Here is a 13928-nt window from a genome sequence, read left to right as displayed (position 1 = left end):
GCTCAAGACGTGACACTGGCCTATTGCTGGGCGCATGCCCGTCGCAAGTTGTACGATGTCACCCAATCAGGCGCAGCTCCGATCGCGCAGGAAGGTCTGATCCAAATCCAGGTACTTTATCGCATCGAAAAAGATCTGCGCGGCCAGTCAGCGGACCAACGTCTGAGTGCACGGCAAGAGCGCTCAAAACCCATCATCGAAGCCTTCGAGATTTGGCTCGCCCAAAACCGTGCCCGTGTATCGGCCAAGTCACCCACCGGAGAGGCTCTAAAATACATCGCCAAATACTGGGACGGCTTATGCCTGTTCCTGAGCGATGGCCGCGTCGAGCTCGATAACAACCCGGTCGAGCGCACCATCCGTCCCATCGCCCTGAACCGTAAAAACGCACTCTTCGCGGGTCATGATGCGGGCGCACAAAACTGGGCCATCATCGCGTCCCTGATCGAGACATGCAAACTCAACGGGATTGAACCGCATGGCTATTTGTCTGGCGTTCTGACAGCCATCGCTGACGGGCACAAACAAGCGAGCATCGAAGAGTTGCTGCCGTGGAACTACGTCAAACCCGTGTGAACGGCGCACCGCTTACGATCAATTCCCTCCGAACCGGAGCCATACCACGAATGCCATCACCAAACTAACGCCGCATATGCAGGCCTGTTCCGAGGAATTCGCCGACAAGGGAAACATCAACTGGCTGCCGTATCTGATGTTTTTTCACCCGTTCGGCTTTTCCTCGCCGGTGGTCAACACCGATGCCAGCGGGTTCGGCTAACCGAGGGGCGGACAATTCTAAAAAAGGCGACCGCGTACTTCGCGCGCGAGTCTCAGTGAAGTACGCGTTCATCGGGGCTCACCGTGCGGAGTTTTCTGTTCGGTCAATGTGTCGTGTGCTGGCTGTGCATTCCAGCGGTTTCTATGCATGGCTTAAAGAACCGTTAAGCCATCGTGCGCTTGAAGATGCGCGGCAGACAGATCTGATTCATCAAGCATGGACTGATAGCGGCAAAGTCTATGGGTATCGCAAGCTGACAGACGACCTGCGCGATGCTGGTGAGACTTGTTCAGAGAACCGTGTAGCACGCTTGGCCAGCCTTGCAGGTATCGCAGCACAGATTGGTTATAAACGTCGCCCTGGTCGTTACGGAGGGAAGCCCGCTGTCGTTGCTGACAATACCTTGGATCGGCAGTTTGAAGTTGATGCGCCTGATCGAGTGTGGGTGACCGACATCACGTACATCAAAACGCATGAGGGTTGGTCATATCTGGCTGTTGTAATCGATCTGTTCTCAAGGCGTGTCGTTGGTTGGTCAATGCAGTCACGCATGACATCCGACCTCGCATTACAGGCATTACTGAGCGCGGTCTGGCGGCGCAAACCTAAGGCCCAGGTCATGATCCATTCTGATCAGGGTTCGCAATTCACTGGGAAAGATTGGCAGTCGTTTCTCACCAAGCACGATCTGGTTGCCAGCATGAGCAGGCGTGGGAATTGCCATGATAATGCGGTTGCGGAAAGTTTCTTCCATCTTTTGAAGCGCGAACGGATCAGGCGACAGACCTACCTCACACGCGACGCAGCAAGGCAGGACGTGTTCGACTACATTGAGATGTTCTACAACCCAACACGCAAGCACACAAACAACGGCATGCTGTCACCGGTTGACTATGAAATAAAACAACAGAAAATGAACGAGGCAGGTGTCTAGGAAACTAGGGGCATCTCAATTTTAGGCTGAAGCATTCGGGTTACTTTTGACCCATACTCCAAATATTCTAATTGTATCCTGTTGTCGCGTTAGCTCGCCGAATTTGCAAGTTGGCAAGCTGTTCGTTGATCAAGCGGCCTGTGCTGCGGATTTCCACGCCTCGAATGCTTCGAGCCGATGGTAGCGGATGGTGAGCGCAGAGCGGCGGCGGGCTTGTCTCACCCCGATTGGAGAATTTCCTCAAGAACAAAGCCGTGTTGGCCGACCGCGCGCCAGAGCCAGTATGACCGGCCCGCGATCTTCACAACGACTTCGTCCAGATGCCAGACATCGCCGGGGCGCGGCTGACGTCGCTGTAGAACTTGGGCGATCAGGGGACCGAACTTGACGCTCCAGCGCCGGATTGTCTCATACGAAACGTCCACGCCACGTTCCAGCATCAGCTCTCCGACCTCGCGCAGGCTCAAGTTGAACCGGACGTAGAGCCAGACATTATGAGCGATGATCTGAGGCGGAAACCGGTAGAGTTTGTAGCTGATCTTTTGTGTCTGCATCGACACCGCCTACGCCCAGATCAATGAACCAGCAACCTCAGGACCGTTAATGTGACAACACCGGAAAAAGAGCTCTCCTTGACCAATGCTGCGACATTCCCCAAAATCCGAAACCGCAGGCAAGCCGAATTTCGAAGGAATTCAATCCGCTTGATTTAAGGGGGACGATACCGTTTTTGTTGCTCCGTCAATTATCACCGTAGGCGAGCTCATCCGGTGTCAACGACACCAGAAATCCCGCAATCGCGTCGATGGCGGCATTCATGTCTGCAGCGTTTGCGTATTCGTCCGGATGGTGGCTCAGGCCGTTCTTGCAGCGCACAAAAAGCATCGCGATGGGGCACAGGTCTGACATGGCGGAGGCATCATGCGTCGCACCGGACGGAAGCGTGATCAAGCGGTGTCCGGCGCTTTCGACGGCAGCGGACAATGCATTTGATAATCCTTGATCGCAGGTGACCGCGGGCTGCGAATAGGTTTGCTCCATCTCAAAAGACAAATTGCGGTCACGGGCAATCTGATCGCCGAGTTTGCGCATTTGATCCGTGAAGCCCAGCCGCGCCTCATCCGAGATCGAGCGGACTTCAAGCGGGAAATTGACGACGTTGGGGATAGCGTTCACGGCGTTGGGATGAACCGAAATCGACCCGACTGTCGCACGGATGGCATTGGTTTCATTGGCCTTGTCCGAGACGGCCGCGATAAAGCGGGACGCGGCAACTAGCGCGTCCTGACGATCTGCCATAGGGACCGTTCCCGCATGACCTGTTGTGCCGGTAAACCGCAGCAAGTTACGCTCTATCCCGCATATCCCTGTCACCACACCAAGGGGCGCACCTTGCCCTTCCAGGACCGGCCCCTGTTCGATATGGGCCTCAAGATAACCCAGCACGTCCGACGGGGCTCGAGCGAGCTGGTCAAGGCGCGTGGGGTCCCCTCCGAAATCTTCGAGTGCGCACCCAAGCGTCACGCCGTCGTTATCCGCGAGGTCCAATGCGGAGGCGTCAAAGGTACCTGCACAAGTGCGAGGGCCGAGCAAGGCCGTCGGGAAGCGCACACCCTCTTCATCCGCGAATGCAAGTACCTCGACAGATAAGGGAAGCGTAATGCACTCATTCTGCAGCTTCTCGATCGCGAGACATCCCAACACGATTCCCATGATCCCGTCATAACGCCCACCACTGGGAACGGAGTCCTGATGCGAACCAATGAGCAACGTTTTGCTGCCCTTCGGTCCCTCAAGCCGTCCGACCATTGTGCCGGCATTGTCCATATGCACATCAAGGCCCGCGGCACGCATCCAACTCAGAATATGTTCCAGGGCAGCTTTGTGTTCTGGCGTAAACGGCAGGCGTGTCACACCCTCACCCGCCTGCGAGCATCCGGCGATTTCAGAAAGGCGTGATTGCGCAGTTTCACCAAGGGTCATTGAGAATCCAATTTATTATGATAAATTTAGAACTACACAAGACGTTATCCGTCGTCTAGAAAATTGTAATGAAGAATAACGCTGCCCAATCGAGTGAACCCAAAATAACTGACGCACCACGTGCGCAAAAACGGTCCCGTCCTGTGCAGGTGGCGGACCAGATAAAACACTGGGTTGTCGAACGTGATTTACGCAAAGGGGACAAACTACCAAACGAAGCCGCGATGATTGCCCAGTTCGGTGTTTCCAAGGGGACCGTTCGCGAAGCGATGCGAATTCTCGAGGCGCAGGGCCTGATTGTAACCAAGACAGGGCCGGGCGGTGGCAGCGCTGTCGGGGAAGTCAGCAAGGAGCGGGCAATATCCTTGCTGGGAAACTACTTCTATTTCAAGAATTTATCCCTATCGGACATCTATCAACTGCGAAAGTTGCTGGAACCGGAGCTGGTGGCCAATCTTGCAGGAACACTGGATGAAGAAACGCTGACAGAATTGCGCAGCATGGCTCACCAGCATCCGGAACCCGCAAAGACGCCCGAAGAAGAAAAGCAACAACATATATCATCATTGGTGTTTCATGCGCGTCTGGCTGATGCTGCAGAAAATGAGTTGATGGGTTTTGTAATTTCTTTCATGGCCCGCATTCTGTCGGACTTAACCGTTTACCACCGGCTGTATGCCGCACCGAACAAAGAGCTTTGGGAGCGGGGACGTCGCCACCAGATCGACCTGGTCGACGCTTTGGAGAAAGGCGAACGCAGTCGCGCCCGCGATATCATGATGTCCCATATGGAGGGTGCTGAACGGATGATGAATGTTCAGGAAATGCGCATCACGCGGCAGTTCATGACGGAATAATCGGTGTTAGGCGCGGCTTAATCAGAGGTGCGCGGCGCGCGGTTGCGGTCCAAAATTGTCGGGGCTTCGTCTAGCCAGTTTGCATAGGGCGGCTGACCGGCCCTATCCGCAAGGGCCAACAGCGCTTCAAGCGGTGCTGTGCTGTGATCCACCCGCAAGTCGATCGGCGGCGCGTTTGGCGCAAGAACCAGCAGCGCTGCGGATTGTAGACCACGAACATCAGAACCGGCATCTTCGGCGGCATTCAGTGCGGCAATCAACCGGTTCGCCGGAGTGCCCGTGCCGGTCGTAAAGCCATGGATCAAAGCATCCAGAACGTCACGGGATCCTATCATGTTTCCGGCAACGATCATATTCGGCGCGGCGATTACGTCGGCGAACGGGACGCTGTATTCTCCGGTGAACCCTGCGGTGGCACCGGACTTGTCTAACACTGAAAGCTGGCGATGTGCGCGTCCGGTATCGGGTGCGACAAGATTTTCGACAACGTCCTCGGCGCGATTTCCGACATAAAGCTGACGGATCGCATCGTCGCGCCAAAACGTACTGGGCGCAGTTCCTTGCGACGCACACAGGCCCGATTCGATATCGCCGCGAAGCACCCAGCCGCCGACACATAGGCTACCGGTCGCCGCTGCTCCCGCATAAACGCCTGTTTTTGCGTCAAATGTCAAAATTGAAAACGTCATTCCGCGACCCTTAGCACATTTACCTTGTATTTATCATGAGAATTTGTCCAAATACAATTAATCATGATAAATAGGCAAATACAGAGAGGATAAACCAATGACCTTCTTAACCCTGTCCCGTCGCGCACTACTGACGGCAACCGCTGCCGCGGCATTCGCGCTGTCGGGGGGCGGCGCATTCGCGCAAACACCGGAAAATGTATTGATCGTCGGCCAGATCGCGGAACCGCAGGCGCTTGATCCGGCGGCTGTAACCGCTGTCAACGATTTCCGCATTCTTATGAACATGTATGACGGGTTGGTGCGTTATAAGGACGGCACCCTTGAGGTCGAGCCGTCACTGGCAACCGACTGGACGATTTCCGAGGATGGTTCTGTCTATACATTCACTCTGCGCGATGACGTGACATTTCATGATGGCAGCGCCTTCGACGCCGAGGCAGTGAAGTTCAACTTTGACCGGATGCTCGACGAGTCACATCCCTATCATAACACCGGCCCGTTCCCGTTGGCGTTCTTCTTTTCCGCTGTCGAAAGTGTCGACGTGATTGACCCTCAGACAGTGTCCTTCAAACTCAACGGACCCTATGCTCCATTTCTTTCAAACCTTGCCTATCCAACTGGCCTGATTGTTTCCCCTGCTGCGGTGACGGAGCATGGTGCCGACTTTGGCCGAAACCCCTCCGGCACAGGCGCGTTTTCCTTTGGCGAATGGCGCAGCAATGAAGCAGTCGTCGTGCAGGCCAATCCCGACTATTGGGATGGCGCACCAGAGCTTGAGACTGTTGTTTTTCGCCCGATTACCGACGCCAACACTCGCACAGCCGAAATGCTGGCGGGGGGCATTGACCTGATGGTCGAAGTTCCGCCCGTTGCGCTGAACGAATTTCAGGGTGATACTTACACCGTCCACGAACAGGCGGGGCCACACGTCTGGTTCCTGATCCTGAACGCCAAAGAAGGTCCGTTTGCAGACGTGCGCGTCCGTCAGGCGGCCAACTACGCAATCAACAAGCAAGCGATCGTTGACGATGTTCTTGAAGGCACCGCAGAAGTAGCGGCAGGTCCGACGCCGCCCGCATTTGCCTGGGCATACAACGCCGATCTTGAACCATATCCCTACGATCCGGACAAAGCGCGCGAGCTTTTGGCCGAGGCAGGTGCGGAAGGTGCCGAGTTGACGTTCTATGTCACCGAAGGCGGGTCCGGGATGCTTGACCCCGTGGCAATGGGCACCGCAATTCAGGCGGACCTCGAAGCGGTCGGACTGGACGTCACAATCGAAACCTACGAATGGAACACGTTCCTTGGCAACGTGAATCCCGGTCTTGAGGGCAAGGCAGACATGGCGGAAATGGCGTGGATGACGAACGATCCCGACACATTGCCCTTCCTTGCACTGCGCACTGATGCTTGGCCGGAAGCCGGTGGTTTCAACTCTGGTTACTATTCCAACCCCGAAGTCGACACATTGCTTGAGGCCGCCCGCATTGAAACGGATCAGGATAAACGCGCGCGTCTTTATCAAGAGATGCAGGTCATCGTTCAGGAAGACGCCCCATGGGTATTCGTGGCAAACTGGAAGCAGAACGCCGTGACCTCCGATCGGGTTGAAGGCTTTTCGCTACAGCCTTCCTTCTTCCTGCTGCTGGATGATGTGACAAAAAACTAATGGCAGATTGCGCGGCCTGAATTTTTGGGCCGCGCAAACCGATTAGGGCAGGACAATGACTGGTTATATATTAAAGCGGCTCGTTTCGGCTATTCCGGTGCTTCTCGGTATCAGTGTGATCGTCTTCCTGATCATGGCGATGATCCCTGGCGATCCGGCGACTGCGATCCTCGGCTCATACGCAACGCCTGAAAACGTCGAAAAACTGAACCGCGACCTTGGCTTGGATCAAGGATTGGTGCCGCGATATTTCATTTGGCTTGGCAATATGATGCAGGGCGATTTCGGGCGCAGCTTTGCCCTGAACCGTCCGGTGATCGACGAGGTTTTGGACAGGTTCGGCGCGACGCTGATCCTGGCGGGGACATCGTTTGTATTGTGTTCGATCCTTGGCATCGCGGCTGGCGTGGTCTCTGCCGCGCGGCAATACGGGTTTGCCGACAAAGCCATCACGTTTGTCGTGCTGCTGGGCATTTCCATTCCGTCCTTTTTCCTTGGCATGATGATGATCCTACTTTTTGCTGTGCGGTTGAAATGGTTTCCTGTTTCCGGGATGTGGCCAATTTACGGGGACCGAAATTTCTGGGTGCTGCTGGACCATCTTGCGATGCCAGCGATTGCCCTGTCTGTCGTGGCGACCGGCGTCATTGCGCGACTGGCGCGTTCCGCCATGCTCGAAGTTCTGCGACAGGACTTTATCCGCACGGCCCGCGCCAAGGGTGTCCGCGAAAGTCGTGTCATCTGGCGCCATGCGTTGCGGGCGGCGATGGTGTCGATCATCCCGATCCTTGGTATTCAGGCAGGGTTCGTGCTGTCTGGCGCCGTCTATATCGAGATGGTGTTCCAATGGCCCGGCGTCGGCCGGATGTTGGTCGATGCGATCCTGAAACGCGACATTTTGCTGGTGCAAGGCGGGGTGGTGTTCATCGCCGCCTGTTATGTGATGTTCAATATCATGGTGGACGTGGCCCAAGCCTTGCTCGATCCGAGGATCAAGACATGATGGCGTTTCTCAAACTTCTCGCGCGCAACCGTCTGGCTTTGGCGGGTCTTATAGTCATCTGGATTGTCGTTTTTCTGGCGCTGATTACGCCGCTTTTGCCACTGGCAGATCCGGACGTCACCGACACACCGAACCGTTTCAAGGCACCGTTCAGCGAAGGTGCCGTGCTGGGGACAGACCATTTGGGGCGCGATCTTCTCAGCCGCCTAATGTGGGGCACGCGCCTTAGCCTTGCGATGGGTGTCGCCGCCGCGATCATCGCTGCAACGCTCGGGTCTGCGATCGGGATCATCGCTGGTTATTTCGGAGGACGCACGGACAATATCATCATGCGTGGCGTCGATATGTTGATGGCGTTTCCATATATCTTGTTGGCGCTCGCTATTGTCGCAGCTCTTGGCCCTGGTCTGATGAATGCGCTCTTCGCCGTGGCCGCCGTCAACGTGCCGTTCTTTGCTCGCAACATTCGCGGTATCACCGTCGGGGTTGCTCATAAGGAATTCGTCGACGCGGTGCGGCTGGCGGGTATGCGCGACAGCGAAATCATCCTGCGTGAGGTGCTGCCAAACGTCCTGCCCGTAATTGTCATCGGGATGTCCACAACCGTCGGGTGGATGATCCTTGAAACGGCAGGGCTATCGTTCCTTGGGCTGGGCTCGCAACCTCCACAGGCCGACCTTGGCTCAATGCTAGGCGAAGCACGTTCCGCGCTGATTACCAATCCGCACACCTCCATTGTGCCCGGTGCGATGATTCTGATCATCGTCATGGGCATCAACCTGTTGGGCGACGGTGTGCGCGATGCGCTCGATCCGCGTTTGAAATCCGGCGCGCTCAGCCGTCCGATGCCTGCGACCGAGGTGGACCGCCGCGAAACGACCCGTGCCCAAACAGACAGCCTTCTGGACATCGCCGGGCTACAAACTGAATTCCGAGTCCGCAACCGTGTTTACAAAGCCGTCGGCGGCGTTGATCTGCACGTCGAAAAGGGTGAATGCCTTGGCATCATTGGCGAAAGCGGGTCAGGCAAATCCGTCACCGCGCTCAGTGTGATGGGCCTTGTCGCCTCACCCCCCGGTGTGATTACGGGTGGGGCCGTTCATTTTGATGGCGATGACATTATCGGTGCCAAATACGAGGTTCTGCGATCTCTGCGAGGACGGCGCGTTGCCTATATTTTCCAGGATCCACTGGCGACGCTGCACCCACTGTATAAAATCGGCGACCAGTTGATCGAAGCGATTCAAACCCACGAAACCATTTCCAAATCCGCGGCTCGCAGCCGCGCGATAGACTTGCTCAAATCCGTGCGTATCCCGAACGCTGAAAACCGGATCGACAGTTACCCTCATGAAATGTCGGGCGGGATGCGCCAGCGTGTCGGTATCGCCATGGCGCTGGCCAATGACCCTGACGTGATCATCGCGGATGAACCGACGACGGCGCTGGACGTCACTGTTCAAGCGCAAATCTTGTCCGTGCTCAACGATCTGCGGCGTGAACGCGGACTTGCCATCCTGTTCATCACCCATGACTTCGGCGTCGTCGGCCAACTTTGCGACCGCGTTGCCGTCATGTATGCGGGTAAGATCGTCGAGGAAGGCCCGACAGACGCCGTACTGCGCAACCCACAACATCCCTACACCAGCCGTTTGATCGACTGCGTGCCGACCTTGGGCGGTGGCCAGCGCAAACTGGCAGCTATTCCGGGCCTACCCCCTGTCGTGGATCGTTTGCCGGATGGATGTGCCTTTGCCGACCGCTGTGACAAAGTACAGATGGAATGTCGTTCAGGTGCCATTGATCTGGCCGCGACCGCTCCGGCCCGCAAAACCCGTTGCCTGTTCCCCGAGAATACACAGGAGGCCAGCGCATGACCGAGGCCCTCAAACTTACCGACTTGTCCAAGTCATTCCCGATCGGCAAACGCATGTTCGGCCCGCCTAGGGCGATGGTTCACGCGGTCCAGCCGATCCACTTGTCAGTCACGACTGGCGAAACGTTAGGCATCGTGGGTGAATCCGGGTGCGGCAAGTCTACGCTTGCAAAAATGTTGGTCGGGTTGCTCCCGTCCACCACCGGACAGATCGAAATTGAAGGGGCCGTTCTGGACAACGCCGACCCAGCCCTCTTTGGCAAACGCATTCAATATGTGTTTCAAGACCCGATCAGCAGCCTGAACCCACGCAAAACCATCCGGCAGATCATGGAGGTTCCCCTGCGCAAACTCCACGGCAAGAACAAAGCCGAACGGGCCGCCCGCATTTCCGAAATTTTTGCAGCCGTAAACCTGCGGGAAGAATTTCTCGACCGCTACCCGCATGAATTTTCCGGTGGACAGGCGCAGCGCATCGGTATCGCCCGCGCCTTGGCCGCAGAAGCCCGCATTCTGATCTTTGATGAGCCGGTGTCAGCACTTGATGTGTCCGTGCAGGCGCAGGTTCTGAACCTGTTGGCAGACCTGAAAGACCAGTTCGGGCTGACCTATCTGTTTATCAGCCACGACCTCGCCGTAGTCGAAGCCGTCAGCGATCGCGTCGCAGTCCTTTATTTTGGCTCGGTCGTAGAAATCGGATCGGCACGGGAAATCTTTGCTCATCCGCGCCATCCCTATACCGCCCTTCTTGCGCAAAGCGCACCTGAGGTCGGACGCCCCATTGCCGCACCCGAAAGTGCCGAGACCGAACTGCCCGACCCGTTGTCGCCCCCCGTCGGCTGCGCATTTAACGAGCGGTGCCCCAACGCAACCGATCTGTGCCGCAAAGACAGACCCGCGTTGAAGCCGGACGAAAGCGGTAGGGAATTTGCGTGCTTCAACCCGATATAGGCATCTGGTTCAGATGTCGGACATCCGCGTAATGCGTCGCGACGGTGAGGCAAGGTTGTAAGCTACCCCCTGAAATTCGGACACTGACGTAAGCTGCAATTTGTTGTCTGTTGATCTGCAACACACGGCAGATCGGCTCGACCCCCACACGTCGCTCGGTGCTCTTTGACAAACGCAATCATTTCCGAAAAGGGCGGTCGAGCTCCGCCTGAGCAAAATACGCTGATGCTTTCTTCAGGATTTCATTGGCCTGCCGAAGCCGGCGGTTCTCGCGCTCAAGTGCTTTGATCCGGTCGCGTTCGGAAGTCGTTACACCATCACGTCGACCGCTGTCCGTTTCAGCTCGTCGAACCCACGCTCGCAGCCTATCCGGCCCACAGCCAATCTTAGGCGCAATCGATTTGATCGCAGCAGATTGGCTGTCAAATTCGCCCTGATGCTCGAATACCATCCACACAGCACGTTCGCGCACCTCAGGTGAATATCTGTTTCCACATTTGTTCTTTTCCATAACCCAGTATCCTTAATTCTGGGTCTCCGGCAAACAAGGGGCGGTTCACTATTGGAGTCCTCACACTTATTTACGCGTCTAAAAAGTCTCACACCATTACGCAGATGATGAACTAGCCTACTTGAGCGGCTACTACGACGTGAACGCTCACAAATATCTCTTTAGACGCAGATCCGATCGGGCATAGGCTGTGCAGGGCAACACGGTGCCTGTCTGATCTTCGCCGGCAGCGCCTTGGCAGTGTCCCTCAATCAGCTTCAACCGGCATGTACCACAACTGCCGATCTCACAAGATGACGGCAGGTTCAGTCCGGCTGCTCGCAACGCCTTGAGCAGGGGAATCCCAGCATCGACCCGCACCGGCGGGCCGCCATCCAGAATGGCCTCGAATGTTTCGCCGGTTTCCTCACCAGAGCTTGGCCGTGTGAACACCTCAGTGCGTATATTATGAGGGGCTACACCAAGCTGCCCGAGCAATGTTTTTGCGCCCTCGACAAAGCCATTCGGGCCACACAGCCACACTGTCCGAGATGCCAGCCGTGGAATTGAGCTGAGACAATCAGTATCAAGGCGGCCGACTTCCCCGCTCCACCGGGTTTGCAAACTGTAGCCGGGAATTCGTTTTTGGGCCGTGTTGAGTTCGTCGAGGCCAATCGCTCGATCAGCTGCCCGGTCCATGTGAATGTGGACGACCTCTCCGAAATACGCTGTTTGAGCGAGCATCGCGAGAAACGGCGTGACGCCGCTCCCGGCTGAGAGGAAAAGCCCCTCATGGGTTGAATCATCGCGCGTGAAGTCTCCATGAATACCGCTGGCCCAGACCGTATCGCCGACCTCCGCGAACTGCGTGAGGAACTCCGAGATGCCACCGCGTGCCTGTTGCCTTATAGACAAGCGAATTTCCGCTCCGCCGTCGCGCTGCGCAGATATGGTGAAGGATCGTACGGCTTCCAACCCATCCTCTTGTGGGACCCGCAGTGTGATGTACTGGCCGGGTTTGATTGGAGCGGCTGGTGGTTGCCCTTCGAAACGGAACCACAGATGTCGCGCTTGGGTCGCTGCGGTTTCATGGCTGATCAAGCGCAGAAGGTACCTGTCAGGCGGTATAGTTATCTGCGCCCGTTTCTTTTCATAGACGGTTGGCGTAGTGCTTTCGCGGATGCCAACAATCTCTCCTTGCGCGATCGTGCCGGAACGCAGAACACGCGCATATATACCGAAGTGGATATCGCCGTTGTCATCACTACGAAACTCCGAAAGCGTTCGCAGTGGGTCTTGGCTAAGATCACGGCGCCTTGTCTGCGAGTCGATTGTGGTCAGAACACAGCGCGCACATGGTTCAACTATCGCTAGCATAGCGTCGCCAATCTCAAGTCGCTTCCAAGTGTCCTCGGCAAATGCGTCTGCTCCGGACAACACAATGTTGGGTCGGAAGCGGTCCATAGAAACAGGCCAAGCCAGTCGTGCGTTTAGAGCATCCAAGCTGTTTTGATTCATTATCAGAAGCGGAGCGGCATCGCCAAACCTGCCATAGTTCGCCTCGTCATAGCGACGTCGCGTTTCCGGAGTTTTTTCAACCAATCGGGCAGTACGACCCAAGAGCGCAGAAAGTCGCTCCGCGATTTGATCACCTGCGTCAGCAGCGACCAAGGGTTCAGAAAACAGGTTCACTTCCCGCACGGGTTTCTGAGATGGTATTGAAAACCGTTCACCATCTGGCAATACGAGGCTTGCTTTATCATGGTCGCCTCCGACAATCGCCAGAGCTAAAAGGCAGGGCGCTTCGCGTGCGGTGATCTGCACACCCTGTTCGTCAACCACCATCCAGCGGCGATCGCCGAGAATACCATCAGAGTTAAGCTGCGCTGATGTCAGGTTCTGACATCGTCCGGATTTTAAGGGATAGCAGAACAAATCTGCGATTCTTACATCATTCATTTCGGGCCTGCGTTTCATACCTTGTCGTCCAGGCAATATGGCGGGTGCCGCAGTAAAGTACGCAATCGCACCGGCAGCCCAAAGCAAAAGTTTTTATCAAATTAGTTCGAATGCGCGCTCGCATTCACCTCCTGATTGTCGCAGCCTTCGTTGAACTATCCCGAGCGCAGGTAGCATCGCCTGCGCCTTCAGAAACCTTGTAAGGGTATGAACTAGAACTATAGTTGAGAGTGCACGATCGCTCATCTAACTTCTATTTATTGACATGCGATATCTGTTGCTCAGATCGCAACTCTGGTCAATAATAAATTTGATCAAATATCACTTTCCCCGAACGGCAGAGCTGTCTTACATATCGGCCACGTCACAACCGCTCTTTGAAGCACTTGAATGTTCGTATTTTTTTCATGCTAAGTGAGGACCACAATGAAGCATACACTTGACACAGAATTGATCGGCTTTCTTGATGACCTGAGCGCGGAACTTGACATGGCTTTGGAGGCAAGCCTTGACGATGAACGCGCTCGTTACCGCGATGGATACCGGAAGAACGGCCCTCAACCCAGCGGCCCGGTTGCCACTCGTGACTTAGCCCTGCCAACCGGCGCGTCGATGCGGCTTTATACGCCGCCGCATCAAAACTGAGCTACCCCCCGAAATTCGGACACTGACGTAAGCTGCAATTTGTTGTCTGTTGATCTTCAACACGAAGGAGATTGACGATGTCGAAACGGAA

The 13928-nt window shown here is 55.8% G+C and carries 9 protein-coding genes, 4 pseudogenes and 1 other annotated feature; of the genes and pseudogenes, 8 read left to right on the top strand and 5 right to left on the bottom strand.

The window, feature by feature from the left end; all coding sequences use genetic code 11:
- Nucleotides 1–6: 6 nt before the first annotated feature.
- Nucleotides 7–576, top strand: a pseudogene (tnpC, locus tag OS190_RS20185) (IS66 family transposase); the annotation flags it as partial.
- A gap of 195 nt (nucleotides 577–771) precedes the next feature.
- Nucleotides 772–1712: pseudogene (locus tag OS190_RS20180) on the top strand (IS3 family transposase); the annotation flags it as partial.
- Between the two features lie 224 nt (nucleotides 1713–1936).
- Here the strand turns inward: OS190_RS20180 and OS190_RS20175 are convergent.
- Both OS190_RS20175 and OS190_RS20170 read right to left on the bottom strand, forming a co-directional pair.
- Nucleotides 1937–2266, bottom strand: a pseudogene (locus tag OS190_RS20175) (IS6 family transposase); the annotation flags it as partial.
- Between the two features lie 187 nt (nucleotides 2267–2453).
- Nucleotides 2454–3695 carry a M20 family metallo-hydrolase gene (locus OS190_RS20170; protein WP_267160506.1) on the bottom strand — a complete coding sequence of 414 codons (1242 nt, stop codon included), beginning with the start codon at nucleotides 3693–3695 and terminating at the stop codon, nucleotides 2454–2456.
- Nucleotides 3696–3763: 68 nt separating this feature from the next.
- Here OS190_RS20170 and OS190_RS20165 point away from each other — a divergent pair, with 68 nt between their 5' ends.
- Nucleotides 3764–4552: a FadR/GntR family transcriptional regulator gene (locus OS190_RS20165; RefSeq protein ID WP_267160505.1), complete on the top strand. Its 789-nt coding sequence runs from the start codon at nucleotides 3764–3766 to the stop codon at nucleotides 4550–4552.
- Between the two features lie 17 nt (nucleotides 4553–4569).
- Here the strand turns inward: OS190_RS20165 and OS190_RS20160 are convergent, their stop codons facing one another.
- Nucleotides 4570–5241 (bottom strand): DUF1028 domain-containing protein, encoded by a 672-nt coding sequence (locus OS190_RS20160; RefSeq protein ID WP_267160504.1) that lies wholly within the window; start codon nucleotides 5239–5241, stop codon nucleotides 4570–4572.
- 97 nt (nucleotides 5242–5338) lie between these two features.
- Between OS190_RS20160 and OS190_RS20155 the strand changes: the two genes are divergently transcribed.
- Genes OS190_RS20155 through OS190_RS20140 form a run of 4 tightly spaced genes read left to right on the top strand, consistent with a single transcriptional unit; the run spans nucleotide 5339 to nucleotide 10743 of the window.
- Nucleotides 5339–6913: an ABC transporter substrate-binding protein gene (locus tag OS190_RS20155; protein ID WP_267160503.1), complete on the top strand. Its 1575-nt coding sequence runs from the start codon at nucleotides 5339–5341 to the stop codon at nucleotides 6911–6913.
- Between the two features lie 55 nt (nucleotides 6914–6968).
- Nucleotides 6969–7916 (top strand): ABC transporter permease, encoded by a 948-nt coding sequence (locus OS190_RS20150; RefSeq protein WP_267160502.1) that lies wholly within the window; start codon nucleotides 6969–6971, stop codon nucleotides 7914–7916.
- A complete protein-coding gene (locus OS190_RS20145; RefSeq protein WP_267160518.1) occupies nucleotides 7916–9793 on the top strand; it encodes a dipeptide/oligopeptide/nickel ABC transporter permease/ATP-binding protein in 1878 nt (625 codons plus the stop codon). Before OS190_RS20150 ends, OS190_RS20145 begins: the two co-directional genes overlap by 1 nt.
- Nucleotides 9790–10743, top strand: a complete 954-nt coding sequence (locus OS190_RS20140; protein ID WP_267160501.1) for an ABC transporter ATP-binding protein — start codon at nucleotides 9790–9792, stop codon at nucleotides 10741–10743. Before OS190_RS20145 ends, OS190_RS20140 begins: the two co-directional genes overlap by 4 nt.
- 108 nt (nucleotides 10744–10851) lie before the next feature.
- Nucleotides 10852–10967, bottom strand: a sequence feature (AL1L pseudoknot).
- Here the strand turns inward: OS190_RS20140 and OS190_RS20135 are convergent.
- A pseudogene (locus OS190_RS20135) lies at nucleotides 10856–11254 on the bottom strand (transposase); the annotation flags it as partial. It overlaps the preceding feature by 112 nt.
- A 147-nt stretch (nucleotides 11255–11401) precedes the next feature.
- The gene (locus OS190_RS20130) at nucleotides 11402–13192 is read right to left on the bottom strand and encodes an MOSC domain-containing protein (RefSeq protein ID WP_267160500.1); all 1791 of its coding nucleotides are present in this window, start codon (nucleotides 13190–13192) and stop codon (nucleotides 11402–11404) included.
- Between the two features lie 426 nt (nucleotides 13193–13618).
- Between OS190_RS20130 and OS190_RS20125 the strand changes: the two genes are divergently transcribed.
- Nucleotides 13619–13837: a hypothetical protein gene (locus tag OS190_RS20125; protein WP_267160499.1), complete on the top strand. Its 219-nt coding sequence runs from the start codon at nucleotides 13619–13621 to the stop codon at nucleotides 13835–13837.
- The last annotated feature ends 91 nt before the right edge of the window (nucleotides 13838–13928 follow it).

Origin of the sequence: Sulfitobacter sp. F26204 (assembly GCF_026410305.1) — a bacterium.
In the GTDB taxonomy this organism is placed as follows: domain Bacteria; phylum Pseudomonadota; class Alphaproteobacteria; order Rhodobacterales; family Rhodobacteraceae; genus Sulfitobacter.
The sequence above is the reverse complement of the archived record's forward strand: the minus strand, read 5'-3'. Positions and strand labels throughout refer to the sequence as shown.